The organism is Dyella halodurans, assembly GCF_026283925.1.
GTDB classification, from domain to species: Bacteria; Pseudomonadota; Gammaproteobacteria; order Xanthomonadales; family Rhodanobacteraceae; genus Dyella; species Dyella halodurans.
The window spans coordinates 132,057-148,299 of sequence record NZ_JAPDPF010000006.1; the positions used below are offsets into that span (position 1 = coordinate 132,057).

A 16,243-nucleotide genomic window follows, 5' to 3' on the forward strand; every position below is an offset into this window, starting at 1 on the left:
GTCCGTTTGGACCACGCTGGAAGGGCTGGACCAGGCGCTCCATTCGAAGACCACTCACGCGGAAACACGTGCGTCGGCGAGCGCGCGCTGTCGTCGCACTCGCTGCAGATCCGCATCGGGCAGGTGATACCGGGTCAGGCACGCTACAGCGATGAATGCCAGTGCGCAGGACGGCAAGGTCATGGCCAAGCGGATACCCATGGCAATGTGGGGACCCGCGTGTTCCACGTGACCGTCGTAGCCAATAATCGACAGGGCGAGGCCCGTAACGAGACCACCCAGCGCCAATACGGTCTGCTGCTGAGATACCCACAGACCATAGATCGTGCCTTCTCGGCGCTCGCCGCTAATCAGCTCGTCGACATCAACCACATCAGGAACCATCGCGCTGGGCAGCAAATCACCACCGGCCTGGAAGATCCCCACCACAACCATCGCGGGATAAATCAGCCAGTGCATGTTGTCCGGTACAAAGAGTGGCGCGGTCCATGCCAGGCCAGCACCGCCCCAGCTGAGCATGCACATGGGGCGCTTGCCGAAGCGCTCGGCGGCCTTGGCCCACAGCGGCGTGACGAACGCCGACGTCAGGGAGGCAATGGGAAACAGTACGCCCGCTAGCGCTGCACTTTGGCCCAGCACCACCGTGACGTAATAGACGAGGAGCCCCACAAATGGGAGCTGGCCCAAAAAGTAAATCGCGTAGGACGAGATGAGCACCCAGAATGGGCGATTCGCACGCATCGCGACGATTTGCTGTCGGAGACTTGCGGGCTCTTTCCGTTGCGACGTAGTGGACCGCGCGCCCGCAGTCGCCAGGAATGCGATGACGCCACTCACGATGATGGCACCGCCGAAAGCGATGCCCATCCAGCGGTAGCCCTGAGCGGGCTCGGGCGCGAGCTGCACGATGCGTGGAGCGAGCGCAACGCCACCCAGCACCGACAGACGGGCGACTACATTCTTCCAGCTGACCAACGAAATCCTTTCGACATAGTCTTCGGTCATTTCCGTGGCCATCGCCAGGTAAGGCACCTGATAGACGCTTAACCCGGTATTCGTCACGATGAAAAGCGCCAGAAACGCCAAGGCGAACAGCCAGCCACCATCCAAGCGCGACATGCTGAAGATCAGAGCGAAGCCGATGCCCCAAATCAGCGCACCACCAATCAGGAACGGGCGCCGGCGGCCATAGCGCGTATCAGTCCGGTCGGAGATCTGACCTACGATGGGGTCAATGACAATGTTCCAGATACGCGGGACGAGCAGCAGGACGCCCGCGAAGGCCGACGGGATATGCAGCACATCGGTCATGAAATAGAGGAGGTACATGGCGACGATCGCCACGTAGCTGGCCAGGCCTATGTCGCCCAGCGCCCACCCGCCCTTGATGCGTATCGGCAACGCCTGATGCGGCCCCGACTGCCCCACGAGGGTCTCAGGCCCCTGATCCTGGCTCGCCGCCACGCCTTCTTTGGCCACCTTCAAAATCTGCTCCACTGACAATCGCCCACTCGGTAGTTTTGAAGTTAGCTCGGCCCGCCGCCCCTAACCGCTGCAAGGCCCTTCGCACATCCCCGCCGGGAGGATCTCAGCCTCCTAGAGACGACTCAGCGGGCCTATAGGCCGGTCCGACACTTGAAAATTTATTCGCTCGAGGCCGTAATAGGTGTGCATTTTTACCGAACCATGCCCGTTCGGGTGATAATTTTTGACGCAAACACGCCACGAACGGCAAACTTTTCTCAGGCTATTTTTGTGCGGTGCGAAAACTATGGAAACGACCGAGAGCAAGCTCGACTCCTTTGATGTCCGCATCCTTCAGGAACTCCAGGAGCGCGGTGATCTGACCATGGCGGAGCTCGCTGAGCGGGTGTATCGCTCGAATTCGCAGTGCTCACGCCGCGTGAAACAGCTGCAGGACATGGGCGTCATTCGACGCTACGCCGCCGTACTGGATCCCGAGAAGCTCGGCCTGAAACTCAAGGCCTACGTCACGGTCGTCCTGAAGCAGCACTCCGAAGAAGCCGCTACATTCCATCAGCTAGTCCGCGACTGCCCGGAGATCATGGAATGCAGCATGGTTACTGGTGATGGGGACTATCTACTGAAGACCTACACGCGCGACATTCCTCACTTCCGCGAACTGCTCGGCAAGCTCGTCTCTATCGAACTGGTCGGCACCCTTAAGTCGATCATCGTGGTCGACGACCTCAAGGAAACCTCGGCCTTGCCCGTGTACGCGCAGTAGGCAACGAACTACCGGCTCGGGTTGACCCGTGAAAACTATTGAAGACAGTCGATGATCCCACTGACGCTCAATGCCGATGATGTGCAAGTGCTCTTTGCTGATCTGCAGCCGAACCTGGTTGCCAACAGCCGGACCGTTCAGCCTCAGGCCATCGCAGCGGCGGCACGCGTATTGGCCGAAATAGCCCACATCCTCAACGTTCCGATGACTTTTGCGACAGTTCCCGTGCAGGGCAAAGCGGGCGCCGTTATTTCTGAGCTCCAAGGCTACGCTGACCAACACAACACTTTCGAGCGCTTCGCAGCGGGTACCTTTATGCAACCCGCGATCGAAGCCACGCTTTCGTCCCACCGTCGCAAGACCCTGATCATCTCGGGCTTCTCCACCGAAGTTGCCGTTCTCCAATCAGCCTTGGCGGCGATCCAGGTGGGCTACACCGTGCTCATCGCAGTGGACGCCATCGGAAGTCGATCATTGCGCACAGAGAGCGCAGCCCTAAAGCACATGGAACTGGCAGGCGCCCTTCTTACGTCGGTACTCAGCGTTGGGGCACTACTTGCTCCCGACTTTTCCCAGCCGCCGGGCTCTTCCGTATTGTCAGCACTCGCTGACCTTCGCCTTGTCGACTAACTTCAGTCAAAAGCACGTTGCTCCTTCGAACGCAACATCGCTTGTCTTCATTGCGCGTGACCTAGCTGACTAGGCCTATCGAAGTATCGGATCAGACGATGCCAGGCAAGATCGGCGACCGTCAGGTTTCCACGACACCGCTAGTCCTCGATGCCCAGGGCAGCTTCTTTGTTGGTGCGGAATCGGTCGAGCAGCGTTTCGTGGAACTCGGAGGTCGGCGCCTGGCGGATCGCATCACCATCAATCAAATGTATGTCGAACACATGATTCCCGCAGCAGCGTCCGAAACTCCTGTGGTGATGATCCATGGTGTCGGGCTGAGCGGGGCTCAGCTCCGACACGACACGCGATGGGCGCATGGGTCGATATGAATGCGTTGTGTGACAAGTTCACCCTACTTACGTCGTTGATCAAATTGATCGTGCGCGATCCACACCTCCGGCTAGCTTGCAATCGACGTCGCCACGAAGGAACCTTACTGAACACTCTAAGGTCAACGCTCAATAGCCAGAAAGGGAGCTTTGGTGAAACAGGGAGTATGCGTTCTTCTCTTTGCGGCGAGTCTATGGCTTGCAAGCGGCGCTGCGGCTGCGGCCTGCATTGACCTTCGGGGCAAGGAAATAGTCCCCCGGCATCCGTCAGTTTCCGAAGAATATGCATCCGTCCCATGGATATTGATCGGTCTCGTCACTGCAAGCAGGGACGTAGCAAGCCCAGATGATCCTGGATTCTATGACTGGACGATCTATGACGTCGAAGTCGTTGAGGCTCTGAAAGGTAAGCCACCTCATAGGATCAAGCTGGAGTCGGAGAACACCAGCGCGAGGTTTCCCATGGACACGGGGCGGCGGTATCTGCTTTTTGTAAGCCACTCCAAAACGGTCGAAATGGCAGGCAGCGAAAAGCTTCCGCAGGACTATGTAGACAACTGTGGAAACTCCGGAGCCGTCGATGAAGTTGAAGCGACGATCACGAGGGTGAGGGGTCTATCTGAAAGTCGATGAGGTCCGCTTCCGACCCGAAGCGGACGTATGCGCGGCGTTGAAGAATGACTGACAACCTTTCATCCGCAGGGAGGTTTGACCTTTACGGTCATGTATTGCTTGTTCGGATCGCAGGACTTTCGTGTCCCGCTGCATCAGTCTGCCGAGGCGTCCCGCGCAGCTCGTTCATCTAGAGCACTGACGATGAATTTGCGCAAGCGATCAAATCGCCCTAAGCGCACCATATCGCGCGGCGACACATCCCCCAGCATAGGGTTGGCCGCCTGAAACCAGGCCCACGTGCGGACCAAGTCGCCATCAAAGATTTCGGCGATGAAGTTGCATGCAATCGCGATCTCTTCCAGGCGATTCCGCGCTTTGGTCGGCATGTTGTCGTCATGGCGCACCAAATCTAGCGGGATGTTTGCGATTCGGGCGACGTCGTCTTTTTCCAACCCCAGCCATTGTGAGACGCGATGAGGTTGAAACTGATCATCAAGTCCGAAGCCAAGGTAGTCACGCTTGGCGACGTTACTCAGGGGCGACGCGGCTGGCATGATTGAAACTCTGTGTCTAAACCTGGTTGACGCTCGCTTACGCGTCCTTTGGTGCACTCACAGGCGGGTATGGCAAAGCCGTGGGGTCACGAGTGAAAGGGTACGCCTCCGCCAGTGTGCTGAATAGGCGAAAAAATCTAACTTGGCTCGGCCAAACAGTGCCTCACGGTCAATCATAAGTCGACCCAAACGTCCAAGTCATGGTTACAGCCACAGGTTTGTCGCGGACACTTTATGCTTTATTTCAACCATAAAGTGTCCGAAACGGACAACTTATGCTTTAGAGAACACACAACCCTGGCGCCTGCACAGAGATGGTGGGCCCACCAGGATTCGAACCTGGAACCAAAGGATTATGAGTTCGCTGCGATCACCTGAGGTCAGTAAAAGCCAGTAATAGCTTAGCGAAGCCAAACGCAGACAAAAAAATATAATGATCAATAACTTAGCGAAAGTGGAAGCAGGTGATGCAGACGAAGCGCTGTACCGGTACTGTACCGACGGCACCTTGCCTAAGCGCCCACTTGTGGCAACTTGGGACCAAGGGTCAAACTGACGGACGAAAGCTGGCGCGAAGCATCCCGACCTAAACGCGAACGGCTGTGTTTGCGTCATCGTTGGAAGGACACTCTAGATTCCACAGAGCATCGTCATGGACATCATCGACAAGCAAGCGCGGTCGAGGCTGATGGGGCGAATACGCGGCAAGGACACCAAGCCGGAGATAGTGGTACGCAGCTTGGCACACCGACTTGGATTTCGATTCCGCCTTCACCGACGGGAGCTTCCAGGCAGCCCTGATCTTGTCTTTCCTGGCTCGCGGAAAGTTGTGTTTGTTCACGGCTGCTACTGGCATAGACACCCCGGCTGTCGGCTGGCCTATGAGCCCAAATCGAACGTGGCATTCTGGACAAAGAAGTTCGCCGCGAACGTGACCCGTGATGCGAAGGCGCTGGCTGATCTGAAGGGCCAGGGCTGGGATACCTTGGTAATATGGGAATGTGAGGCCAAGGATCCGCAACTCGTTGCCTCGCGTCTCTCAGCGTACCTCGGACAATCTGGCGACCAATGAAGATCAACACAGCAGTTCGGCAGGCCAAACTGGATCGCCTGCGCAGCGGCGAAACGCCGCGAGCACTCGAGCTATGCTCGGGCTGCGGCGGCATGTCGCTCGGAATGCAGGCTGCTGGCTTCGAGCTGCTGGGTCACATAGAGTTCGACGACACCGCTGCCGCCAGCTACGCGTTGAACTTCAAGCCGCCTATCGAGAAGAAAAGGGTCGCGTGGAGCCAGTCACGAGACATGGTGGTCTCGGATCCCGTCACGCTGGCTTCAGAGATCGGCCTAAAGGGTGATGTCGTGAAGCACTTCGACGTACTGGCCGCCGGCCTGCCGTGTCAGGCCTTCGCCCGGATTGGTCGGTCTAAGCTTCGTTCGGTGACCGGCGATGACGTCGCCTACGTCAACGATCCACGCGCCAAACTTTATCAGCGCTTCCTTCAGTACGTCGAAGCGGTCCAGCCCGTTGCCATCTTGATCGAGAATGTCCCGGACATCCTCAACCACGGCGGCCACAACGTGCCGGAGGAGATCTGTGAGACGCTGGAAACACTGGGCTACAGCGCCCGCTACACGCTTCTGAATGCCGCCTATTACGGCGTCCCTCAGATGCGCGAACGACTGTTTCTGGTCGCCATCGACAGTTCGCTCGGTCTCGTGCCTGGCTTTCCTGAGCCAAGCCACGCGGCCAAACTACCCTCGGGATACGAAAGCGCACGTTCTGTTGCACTCAAACATGTGCCCGCGGAGGGCTCACATTTCGCTGGTATACCACAAGCCCGGCAAGGCCTTCCGAAGGCGGTGTCGGTCAAGGAGGCCCTTGGGGATCTGCCACGTATCAGGGAGCATTTCTCAGCGCCGACCGAAATGCGGCGGCGCAAGCTGACCGATCGATTGCCGTATGCCAGTTCCGCAGACCTGAGCGACTACGCAAAGAAGATGCGGGCCTGGCCTAGCCTCCAGGTAGCTACTCCCGACACTGATGGTCACGTGGTGCGCATCACGCCCAGGGACTTCGAGATCTTCCGTCGCATGAAGCATGGCGGCGATTACCCGCACGCGATTACTGTAGCCGAGAAGATCTTTACCGAGCAGCTTGAGGCCCTCGCGGTTCGTCCCCGCCAAAATTCGGAGAAGTGGGCGTCGCTACGTGCAAGGTGCGTCCCACCCTACGATCCGAATAAGTTCCCAAACAAGTGGTGGAAGCTGAACCCGGCGACGCCGTCGCGCACGTTGACCGCCCATATGGGCAAGGACACCTACTCTCACATTCACTGGGACAGCGCACAGAAGCGGACGGTCTCGGTGCGTGAGGCGGCCAGGCTTCAGTCCTTCCCCGATAACTTCCGCTTCGCCGGAGCCATGAACGCAGCCTTCCGGCAAATCGGAAATGCCGTACCGCCTCTGCTCGCCGAGGCGGTAGCTAGGCGCCTGAAACAGGATCTTCTGCAGATACCTGTATCGCAGATCGAGTCAGCGGAAGATTTCAAGGTCGCCTGATTTGCCGTGATGGCTGCCGCCGGATCGTGGGGGCCGGTCATTGAACCTGGCTGTAGCGTGTGGGGAGGGGTCTATGGCAGCAGTTGCAGGGAAGGAAATTGCTCAGCCTAACGAGGGGCTTGCCGCGCCGTGAAGTACGAGACCAATCCGCCTGACGCTGCCTCACTGATGATGTCAGCCCGTAGCTTCGGGAACTACGATGTACCTGCCGCTCTAGCCGATCTGATCGACAACAGCATCAAGGCGGGCGCGCGCGAAATTACGTTGACGTGCCGCTACAACGATGGCGACCCTGAAATCCGGATTCGGGATGACGGCCGCGGCATGTCCGGTCGGGAGCTCAGAGATGCCATGCGTCCGGCCAGCAGCAACCCGCTGAAGGAACGGTCGCCGGATGATTTGGGCCGGTTCGGCTGGGGAATGAAATCCGCATCCTTCTCCCAGTGCGCGCGGCTTACCGTGATCAGTCACCGAGGCGAAGACTTGACGGGTTGCGTTTGGGACCTGACCAATGTCGAAGGTTGGCGGATGGGCATCCTCGACGAACAAGAGCTTGTCGCCATGGCCTCGCCGGACCTCAGGGCGAAGGATGGCGTTGAGGTGGTGTGGTCGAACTGCGACCGCCTGTCCGAGAACAACACTGTCACCCAGGCTGAATTCAACGCCCTGATGGTTCACGCGGGCAATCGCCTTGCAATCATCTTCCATCGCTATCTCGCGGGCGAAGTCCGTGGAAAGCGGCTGACTATCCGCCTTAACGGCAGAAAGATCGAGGCCGTTGATCCGTTCTATCGCGACCATGAGGCGACGCAGCAGCTCGAATCGGAGTCGTTGGAGATCGCCGGGCGGACAATCGACATCCAGCCCTTCATCCTCCCCCATTATTCGAAGCTTCTACCGAATCAGTACGATCAGCTGGGCGGAGAGGAAGGATTTCTCCGAAATCAGGGCTTCTACGTCTATCGCAACCATCGCCTCATTATCAGTGGCACTTGGTTCAGACTGCTGCGGCACGGCGAACTGTCCCAGTTGGTCCGGGTTAGGGTGGACATCCCCAACGCGCTCGACCACGTCTGGAAGATCACCATCGACAAGTCGGACGCACAGCTCCCCGCCGCACTGCGTAATCGCCTGCGCCAGCTCGTCGATGGCCTGCGGCGTCGATCCGCGCGCGTCTATCGGTCCCGCGGCGGTCGGCTTGACCGCCCGGGCACGACCTCTGTCTGGAGCCGCCATTCCCGTGGTGGCGAGGTGCGCTACACCATCAACCGGGCGCATCCCGTGATCGATGCGCTTCTCGATACCGGTGACGACAAGCAAAGGCAGGCCGCCAGCGCCGCATTGAAGATCATTGAACAGGCCTTCCCGGTTGCCGCTTTCAGTCAGGACACAGCGCGGGAGCCCGACGCCATCCATCAGACGCTGACCGACCCGGTAGCCTTCAGGGCCGACCTGAACGCAGCTCTCCCTCTGCTTCTTATGCAGGTAGATGGAGATTTCGCCGCTCTGGAGAATCTGTTGCGCGTCACCGAACCGTGGTGCGAGGCCTGGGGTGCCGCCGAGGCCGTTCTTAAGGAAAAGGGGTGGACTAATGCGTGATCTAAGTGCCGAGCTTGCATTCCTGACGCTGAGCATCGGGAAGAAGTACGCTGACGAAGTCAACAGCGGCCGCGCCCTGCCTCAGGGCGCGATCGCCACAGAGGTCGACGCTTCGCCCTTCAAGTTCGACGATGAGGAAAAGGCTGAGGTGTTGCGTGCGCTCGAGGCCAGCTTCACGACCACCCAAACCCGCGGCTATTCGGTCTTCAGCGACTTCAAGCCATGGCTGAAGGACAGCAGCGGCTCGATCGACTTCTACTACTGGAACCGGCTGAAGCGGTACTACCTAGAAGGGGGCTCGCTTCCGGCGCCGGTGGTCGCCACCCTGGACGCCGTCACAGACCAGATCCTCGACTTCTCCGGCAACCCGCTTGCTGCGGGACTCGGGTCCCGCCGCGGCATGGTCATGGGCCATGTGCAGTCCGGCAAGACGACCAACTACTCGGCCCTGATCTGTAAAGCAGCGGACGCCGGCTATCGCACCATCATCCTGCTGGCCGGAATCACCAACTCCTTGCGCACTCAGACCCAGGAGCGCCTGGACGAGACTTTCATCGGCAAGAAGTCGGTCTTCCACGCCCTGGCCGCCGAGCCCCTGCCGATCCTCACCTACTCCATCAAGAAGCGCTTCCCGGCCTATGGGACCTCGCGTGACAAGGACTTCACCCGCGATCCCGGCGGCGGCGTTGTCTTCAGCCTGGCGGCACACAACGAGCCGATCATCTTCGTCTGCAAGAAGAACACGGCCCCGCTGTCCAAGCTGCGCGACTGGCTGATCGAGCAGAGCCACGGTCAGGTCATCACCTCCCCCCTTCTGCTAATCGATGACGAGGCCGACAACGCCTCGATCAACACGTCGAAGAACCCAAAGGCGACCACGGCGATCAATGCCGTTATCCGCGAGATCATGGCGCTGTTCGAGCGGCGGTCCTACGTTGGCTACACGGCCACCCCGTTCGCCAACATCTTCATCGACCCCGACACCAACAACGAGATGCTGAAGGACGATCTGTTCCCGAAGCACTTCATCAAGACGCTTGATCCTCCCAACACCTACGTCGGCGCCTCCCGTGTGTTCGCCGACAAGGGCGACCTGCGCGAGCCGATGGTCGAGGTGGTGAAGGACTATGTACCGCACCTGCCTCTGAACCATAAGGCGGACCACCCCGTGGCTCTGCCACCATCGCTGCTGACGGCGATCCGTGTGTTCGTGCTGACGCGCGCCATCCGCATTCTGCGCGGTCAGGGGCGTCAGCACTGCACGATGATGATCAATGTGAGTCGCTTCAACGCCATCCAGGAGAAGGTTCACGGTGAGGTCTACATATACCTCCAGACGCTGCAGAACGCCGCCGCGATGGCCATGGGACCTGATGCGCTGAGCGATCTTGTGATCTCCGAGTTCAGGGACGACTTCGAACGTGAGTTCGGCGACGGCGATGAGACCTTCGACGCGGTCCGTACAGTGCTGGCGGAGGCGGCGCGGGTCCAGCCCCTGACCGTGAACATGAAGGGGGGCGCGCTCGACTATCGCGCCCACCGCGAGAATGGCCTGCACGTCATCGCCATCGGCGGCCTCGCCCTCTCGCGGGGCCTGACGCTCGAAGGTCTCACGGTCTCCTACATCCTGCGCAACACCGCCGCCTCCGACACCCTGATGCAGATGGCCCGGTGGTTCGGCTACCGGCCGGGCTATGAGGACGTCTGCCGGGTCTACCTCCCGCAGATCGCCCTTAACCACTATCGCGAGATCAACAGCGCCATCGAGGAGCTGCGCGACGAGGTGCGTCTGATGCACGACCTGGAAATGACGCCCGAGCATTTCGGGCTAAAGGTCCGCGAGAGCCCGACGGCGATCCGCATCACTGCCGCCAACAAGATGCGCACCGCCACCCAGATGACGATCGCCCAGGACTATTCTGAGCGGCATCTGGAAGGCTACATCCTTCCGAACAGTCAGGACGTAAACCAAGCAAACCTGGAAGCAGCCCGCGCCTTCGTCGCCACGCTAGGCGCGCCCTCCGCCGACCTATCGACGCGCCAAGCCAAGGTCTGGGAACGGACGGCCGGGCGAGCGGTGATGACTCTGCTCAAGGCCTTCCGGTTCTCACCGGCGCATGGCGACCTAGGGCCGATCAGCGGTAACGTCAGCCTGTTCGAGGACTACTTCAATGACCGCCTCCGGGACGAGATGAAGGAATGGGACGTCGCCATTCCGCATCCGGCCGGCGGCGAGCCGATCACAAATGTCCTGCGGCCGGACCTGTCCTTCCCTCTGCGTGCGCGGAACTCGGGTGACGTCGTCGAAGGCGGCTTCCGGGTCACGCAGGGGCGCAATCGCGTTGCCGATCCCGACGATGCCCAGATCGGGCTCAACAAGGACCAGCTTGCGGCCGGCATGCAGGAACGCAAAGACAAGGTTCGTCGCGGCGACAAGGCTTTCTGCGCCCAGCGCACCCGACCGCTGCTGCTGATCCATGTCTTCACGACGGACGGGACCACGAAGCACCTGAAGCTTAGCGGCCCGATCGTCACCCTCAGCTTCTGCCTGCCCTCGACGAAGAAGCGCACGCCGGAGCGGAGCTACCAAGTCAACGCCGTGTATCGGAAGCAGATCGAGGCGGCACTCGCCCGCGAGGACGAGGACGACGACGACGCCGTGCAGGCCGGGGAAATCTGATGGACGAGAGCGACTGGCGCGATATTGCCACCGCAGCCGATCCGCATGCCGACAATGTGCGGCGCGCTTCCTCCACGCATCCGCTCGATTTCTTCCGCGGCCGCAACCATGCTGGCCAGTACATCTTCGCGCTGGCTGCGAACGATAGCTGCAGCGAGCTGCCGAAGCCGCCCAGGCTCAATGGCATCGACGTCTCGGTGGAGCGGCGATCGGGCGATGGCGCCCGGCTTGTGCTGACACTGGAGGACCGCGACCAGTTCGACATCTTCCGTGCGCTGTGCGGCCATTTACTCGACGCCACGGCGGACCATCCGCGCGGCGCAAATGGGCCGGGACTCCGGCTAGTCCTTCGTCGTCTGGCCGACTGGCACAACATGCTCCGCCGACGCCGCGAAGGCCTGCTAACGACCGAAGAGATCATCGGCCTTGTCGGCGAGCTGCTGTTTCTTCGGGATGAGGTCATGTCGCGCGCCGGCGCGGCGGACAGCATAGCGGCTTGGCGAGGCGCACATCGCGACGAGCAGGACTTCGCCATCGGCGCTTGGCAGATTGAGGTGAAAACCCAGCTCTCGACCTCGGACCGTCGGCTGCTGATCTCCTCGGAAGCGCAGCTCGACACAGCGGGCAGCCGACTCCTGCTGTGCCACCAAGCTGTCGCCCGCGCGCCGGCCGGCGGCGGCACTGTCTCGCTCAATGCCTTGATCGATGGCCTCAATCTCGCCTTCGCCGCCGCTGGGCCACCGGTCCTGGAAGAGTTCGAGGCGGCACTTGAAGCCTGCCGCTACGTCCGGCGCGAGGAGTACGACGAGCCGGAATGGCTGCTGACCGACCGACGGCTCTTCGAGGTACGCGACGACTTCCCGCGCCTGACACCGGCCGTGCTGCCGAACGGCGTCCATGCGGTCTCCTACTCGATCCTGCTCAGTGCTTGTGAGAGCTTCGCCGTGGACCTCGATCACACGCTGGGAGAGGTCTTCTCGTGAGCGGCCCCGACCTCGACGAGGCTTACGACCGATTCTGGGACGATCTGTTGTTCGAGGCGGAGGCCTCGGCCGAACCCCAGGCCGCGGCCTTTTTCCGGCTCTACTCTCGCATTGCCGCCGACAATGGCGACTGTATCGACTTGACGTACACGCCAGCCCGTAACGAGGGTCGTGGCGCCTATCAGGTTGATGGGATTACGCTCGAACGCGACCGCGGCGACCTCTTTCTGGCCATCTCCGATTTCCGTTCCAGCCGGAAGCTGGAAACCCTCAACGCCGCCCAGATCGATGCCCTGTTCGAACGTATCCGGCGGTTCTGTCACCTAGCGGTCCAGCCCACCTTCATTAACGCCGTCGACGAGACCAGCCCGGCCTTCCAGGCGGCTTGGCCGATCTTCGACGGCCGGAGTCAGATCAAGCGCATCCGCGTTGTCGCCTTCTCCAACGCGCGACTGTCCACGCGCCGGAAGCCGGAAATGACCGGCGAGGTGCTTGGCGTCCCATTCGTCTGCAGCGTGCTCGACTTCGCGCGCTATGCTGGCATCCTGAGCGCCAAAGGCGGTGCCGAGCCGATCGAGATCGACGTCACGGCCGTCAACGGTGCGCCGCTTCCGTGCCTCCCCGCTCATAGCATCGACGGCGAACAAGCCTCCTATTTAGTCGCCGTTCCCGGAACTTTCCTGGCGGAAATCTATGGCCTTTATGGCGCGAAGCTGCTGGAGCAGAATGTTCGCACCTTCCTTCAGGCCCGTACCAAGGTGAATGCCGGCATCATCCGGACGCTTGAGAACGCGCCGGAGATGTTCTTCGCCTACAACAACGGCTTGACCGCGACGGCCGCCGGAATCACCACCGCGTCCTTGCCGGGCGGCGGCCTTGGCATCGCCTCAATCGAGAACCTTCAGATCGTCAACGGCGGCCAGACGACCGCCTCGATTCTGTACGCCAGCGACAGTCAGCGGAAGGACCGGAAGGCAGATCTCAGCCGCGTTTATGTACAGATGAAGCTGTCGGTGGTGAACCCCGATCGGCTCGACCAAGTCGTGCCGCTGATCTCGCGCTACGCCAATACGCAGAACAAGATCAGCGAAGCTGATTTCTTTTCCAGCCACCCAATCCACCTGGTGCTTGAGCGCATCTCCCGCAACCTTTCGGCACCGCCGAAGGCCGGCTCGCTTTCAGGCTCGAAGTGGTTCTATGAGCGCGCGCGCGGCCAGTACCGTGACCGGCTCGCCAACGGCAGCCAAGCCGAGCGCAAACGATTCGAGCTGGAATTCCCCCGCGAGCAGTTGATCGACAAGACCGAACTGGCGAAGTTCGAGGTCACCTTCGAGTGCAGGCCGCACATCGTCAGCCGCCTGGCGCAGAAATGTTTCCTCGACTACGCGGGACGGATCGGAAAGGCCTGGGGGGCTTCCGAAGCCCAGTTCAACGAGCACTGGTTCAGAACCGTCGTGGCGGAAGCCATCGTCTTCCGCACCGTTGACCGGCTGGTCGCCCGCGCGGACTGGTATCAACAGGATCGCGGTTTCAAGTTGCAGATCGTGACCTATGCCATAGCGTGGCTGATCCACCATCTCCAGATACGGGGCCAGGAGATCGACCTGGATGTCATCTGGCAGCGGCAGGAGCTTCCTGCCGAAATCGCGGACGCCCTGGCGCAGATCGCGCCTCAGGTCGCTTGCACCATTAAGGACGCGCCGCCGCAGATGAAGAACGTCGGCGAATACTGTAAGCAGCAGGCCTGCTGGGCCGTGGTGGCAGCTTCGCACTATGTCTTCGACGATCAGTTGGAAAGTGTGCTCATCGATCACCTCGAGTCCGAACAACTCCGGAAGGCGGCGCTCGAGGCACAGAAGGTCGACCAGGAGATTGATTTCGATCGAGTTCTGGCGACGATGCTGGCCGACACGGAGCCCTACCTCAGCTTCGCCCGCGGCCACGGCCTCCTGACGCCCAAGTCGGAGGCCGCCATCAAGCGCCTAACCCGCGGCGACATCCGGCTTCCCACTTCGGAGCGCAATGCGCTGAAATACATGCTTGAGAAGATGGCGAAGGCGGGTTTTGCGCTGCCCCGGGCATCTGATCAACAACCATCCTCCTGACGCTCCTGCAGCTCCGGCTTGTGCTCTCTCTCCGACAATTCGCAGAGATCGCCTTACCTCGAGACCCATACTTCGGATCACAAGAGCATGCTGAAAACCGTCCCATTCGATCGGCTGAGAACCACCGATCTGCACGTGGATGCCCACTACACCGGCCGACGAAGTGGCAACGCGGGCGATGACCCTCTGCCAGCTTTGTTGAGTGTCGACAGTCAGGGCGGGTTCCGAAAGCGAGGCAAAACTCAGGGCCAGCTGACGATGCTTGTCCTGACCTCGAGCATGGATGATCCGGACTGGCCCGACACTCTGGACCGCGAGAGCGGAGTCTTCACGTATTACGGCGACAACAAGAAACCGGGACGCGAGCTTCACGAGACCGGCCGTCACGGCAACTTCATTCTGCGCAAGATCTTCGCGGCAGCGCGAGCTGGTGCAGCTGGCCGGGCCGAGGTACCTCCAATTTTCCTTTTCGCTGCCACGGGCGTCTGGCGGGACGTCCAGTTCCTTGGTTTAGCCGTCCCAGGTGCATCCGACCTCGATGCGTCTGAAGAGTTAGTGGCGATCTGGCGGATTGCGGGTGGTGAGCGCTTCCAGAATTATCGAGCACGTTTCACGGTCCTCGATGCGCCCACAGTCAGCCGTGCATGGATTGACAGCATCATCAACGGTCAACGTGATGATCACCTCGCTCCCGAGGCTTGGCGACGATGGATCAGGGGCGGCCGCAGAACGCCACTTTTCGCAAACCGGTCGCTCGAATGGCGCAACAGCCGCGAACAACTGCCTCAGGACCGCGAAGGTAGGGCAATAATCCAGACGCTGCAGTCTCACTTCACAGGAAGGCCCCACGCCTTCGAGCACTGTGCAGTCGCCATCGCCAAGCTGATGATCCCGGACATCGCGACATTGGACGTGACTCGCCCATCAAGGGACGGTGGTCGTGACGCGATAGGTCAGATGCGCCTCGGTCGCGGCGCGAGTGCCATCCTCGTGGACTTCGCTCTTGAAGCAAAGTGCTACACGAACAGGGCGGTCGGCGTCCGTGACATGTCGCGTCTGATCTCCCGCCTGCGACACCGTCAGTTCGGTGTGCTCGTGACGACTACTTGCGTTGACCGGCAGGCCTACAAAGAGATCAAAGAAGACGGCCACCCCATCGTAATCATCTCTGCTGTGGATATTGTTGAACTCTTCCGTGCCAGCGGTCGGGGCACGGCTGACTTGATGTCAGCTTGGCTGCATGAGCAGTTTCCGGTTGAGCCCTGACATACCCCAAGAGGGCAAGAGGGCATGAAAATCCCAGAGTTCGGTCTCTTTCGGGGGCGTACCACAATACCGAACGTCTCTTTGCGAAAAGCAGTCCAAAGGTCGTGAGCCGTACCGATAGCTTCCTCTGTTCCGTTATTGAAGTTGTTTCCAAAAAACGGACCAACTTGACTCTTAAAGTCCACGGCAGCGATCAACTGACTTTGGCAGATCTGCGCACGAAATAAGTGCTGGCTAACATCACAAGTTAGCCAGCACGTCAAGCTTGCGCAGAAGGTTTCACTATTCGCTGCTGCACCACCTTGTTCATCCAACCTTCTTTGGTTGGATCGACTTGGATAATCGTGGTGCTGCGCCCTGTGACCATCCAGGCCAAAAAATATGGCCGCTCTTCGGCTAGAGCCGCAATCATTTCAATGCTCGGTTGTTGCACCCGGTTGCAAACATTCTGCCATTTGCGTGCAGAAATTCCGGTTCGCTTTTCGAGGTACTGGTATTTCCTCCAGGCTCCAACGAACTCGTTGATGACCCATATCACTCGCTCTCGCAAGTCTGCGTTGTCCGGCGCTAGTTCGATCACTTCAAGAAGCTCCAGGCGTTTGCCTGTTGCAATCTTACCAAAGATTGGTAATC

14 protein-coding genes and 1 pseudogene are annotated in these 16,243 nt (G+C 60.1%); 11 read left to right on the forward strand and 4 right to left on the reverse strand.

What is annotated here, in order from left to right:
• Positions 1-54: 54 nt before the first annotated feature.
• Complete coding sequence (locus OUZ49_RS13210) at positions 55-1,497, reverse strand: MFS transporter (protein ID WP_266150926.1); 1,443 nt, start codon at positions 1,495-1,497, stop codon at positions 55-57.
• 274 nt (positions 1,498-1,771) lie between these two features.
• On the opposite strand from OUZ49_RS13210, the gene OUZ49_RS13215 reads away from it, so the two are divergent.
• From OUZ49_RS13215 to OUZ49_RS13230, 4 genes are all read left to right on the forward strand, one after another.
• The gene (locus tag OUZ49_RS13215) at positions 1,772-2,248 is read left to right on the forward strand and encodes an Lrp/AsnC family transcriptional regulator (RefSeq protein ID WP_266150927.1); all 477 of its coding nucleotides are present in this window, start codon (positions 1,772-1,774) and stop codon (positions 2,246-2,248) included.
• Positions 2,249-2,299: 51 nt separating this feature from the next.
• Positions 2,300-2,878, forward strand: a complete 579-nt coding sequence (locus OUZ49_RS13220; protein ID WP_266150928.1) for an isochorismatase family protein — start codon at positions 2,300-2,302, stop codon at positions 2,876-2,878.
• A 98-nt stretch (positions 2,879-2,976) separates the two neighbouring features.
• Positions 2,977-3,249 (forward strand): alpha/beta hydrolase family protein, encoded by a 273-nt coding sequence (locus OUZ49_RS13225; RefSeq protein ID WP_266150929.1) that lies wholly within the window; start codon positions 2,977-2,979, stop codon positions 3,247-3,249.
• Between the two features lie 153 nt (positions 3,250-3,402).
• A complete protein-coding gene (locus OUZ49_RS13230; protein WP_266150930.1) occupies positions 3,403-3,882 on the forward strand; it encodes a hypothetical protein in 480 nt (159 codons plus the stop codon).
• A 134-nt stretch (positions 3,883-4,016) separates the two neighbouring features.
• On the opposite strand, the gene OUZ49_RS13235 is transcribed toward OUZ49_RS13230, so the two are convergent.
• Positions 4,017-4,418, reverse strand: a complete 402-nt coding sequence (locus tag OUZ49_RS13235; protein ID WP_266150931.1) for a hypothetical protein — start codon at positions 4,416-4,418, stop codon at positions 4,017-4,019.
• Between the two features lie 652 nt (positions 4,419-5,070).
• On the opposite strand from OUZ49_RS13235, the gene OUZ49_RS13240 reads away from it, so the two are divergent.
• From OUZ49_RS13240 to OUZ49_RS13270, 7 genes are all read left to right on the forward strand, one after another.
• The gene (locus tag OUZ49_RS13240) at positions 5,071-5,490 is read left to right on the forward strand and encodes a very short patch repair endonuclease (RefSeq protein WP_266150932.1); all 420 of its coding nucleotides are present in this window, start codon (positions 5,071-5,073) and stop codon (positions 5,488-5,490) included.
• Entirely contained in the window at positions 5,487-6,977 is a 1,491-nt protein-coding gene (locus OUZ49_RS13245; protein WP_266150933.1) for a DNA cytosine methyltransferase, read from the forward strand. The genes OUZ49_RS13240 and OUZ49_RS13245 overlap by 4 nt, the downstream gene beginning before the upstream one ends.
• Before the next feature lie 129 nt (positions 6,978-7,106).
• Entirely contained in the window at positions 7,107-8,576 is a 1,470-nt protein-coding gene (locus tag OUZ49_RS13250; protein ID WP_266150934.1) for an ATP-binding protein, read from the forward strand.
• The gene (locus tag OUZ49_RS13255; RefSeq protein WP_266150935.1) at positions 8,569-11,256 is read left to right on the forward strand and encodes a Z1 domain-containing protein; all 2,688 of its coding nucleotides are present in this window, start codon (positions 8,569-8,571) and stop codon (positions 11,254-11,256) included. Before OUZ49_RS13250 ends, OUZ49_RS13255 begins: the two co-directional genes overlap by 8 nt.
• A complete protein-coding gene (locus OUZ49_RS13260; protein WP_266150936.1) occupies positions 11,256-12,239 on the forward strand; it encodes a PD-(D/E)XK motif protein in 984 nt (327 codons plus the stop codon). The genes OUZ49_RS13255 and OUZ49_RS13260 overlap by 1 nt, the downstream gene beginning before the upstream one ends.
• Positions 12,236-14,344 (forward strand): AIPR family protein, encoded by a 2,109-nt coding sequence (locus tag OUZ49_RS13265; protein WP_266150937.1) that lies wholly within the window; start codon positions 12,236-12,238, stop codon positions 14,342-14,344. The genes OUZ49_RS13260 and OUZ49_RS13265 overlap by 4 nt, the downstream gene beginning before the upstream one ends.
• A gap of 87 nt (positions 14,345-14,431) precedes the next feature.
• Complete coding sequence (locus OUZ49_RS13270) at positions 14,432-15,610, forward strand: restriction endonuclease (protein WP_266150939.1); 1,179 nt, start codon at positions 14,432-14,434, stop codon at positions 15,608-15,610.
• A 65-nt stretch (positions 15,611-15,675) separates the two neighbouring features.
• Here the strand turns inward: OUZ49_RS13270 and OUZ49_RS20915 are convergent.
• Positions 15,676-15,924: pseudogene (locus tag OUZ49_RS20915) on the reverse strand (PaeR7I family type II restriction endonuclease); the annotation flags it as partial.
• Positions 15,870-16,190, reverse strand: coding sequence for a hypothetical protein (locus OUZ49_RS13280; protein WP_266150940.1), 321 nt, complete (start codon positions 16,188-16,190; stop codon positions 15,870-15,872). The gene OUZ49_RS13280 and the pseudogene OUZ49_RS20915, both read right to left, overlap by 55 nt.
• Positions 16,191-16,243 lie beyond the last annotated feature (53 nt).

Excerpts from the sequence above, each read along its gene's own strand:
- OUZ49_RS13215 (WP_266150927.1), top strand. The coding sequence starts at position 1,772 with ATGGAAACGACCGAGAGCAAGCTCGACTCCTTTGATGTCCGCATCCTT.
- OUZ49_RS13220 (WP_266150928.1), top strand. The coding sequence starts at position 2,300 with ATGATCCCACTGACGCTCAATGCCGATGATGTGCAAGTGCTCTTTGCT.
- OUZ49_RS13225 (WP_266150929.1), top strand. The coding sequence starts at position 2,977 with ATGCCAGGCAAGATCGGCGACCGTCAGGTTTCCACGACACCGCTAGTC.
- OUZ49_RS13235 (WP_266150931.1), bottom strand. The coding sequence starts at position 4,418 with ATGCCAGCCGCGTCGCCCCTGAGTAACGTCGCCAAGCGTGACTACCTT.
- OUZ49_RS13240 (WP_266150932.1), top strand. The coding sequence starts at position 5,071 with ATGGACATCATCGACAAGCAAGCGCGGTCGAGGCTGATGGGGCGAATA.
- OUZ49_RS13245 (WP_266150933.1), top strand. The coding sequence starts at position 5,487 with ATGAAGATCAACACAGCAGTTCGGCAGGCCAAACTGGATCGCCTGCGC.
- OUZ49_RS13255 (WP_266150935.1), top strand. The coding sequence starts at position 8,569 with ATGCGTGATCTAAGTGCCGAGCTTGCATTCCTGACGCTGAGCATCGGG.
- OUZ49_RS13260 (WP_266150936.1), top strand. The coding sequence starts at position 11,256 with ATGGACGAGAGCGACTGGCGCGATATTGCCACCGCAGCCGATCCGCAT.
- OUZ49_RS13270 (WP_266150939.1), top strand. The coding sequence starts at position 14,432 with ATGCTGAAAACCGTCCCATTCGATCGGCTGAGAACCACCGATCTGCAC.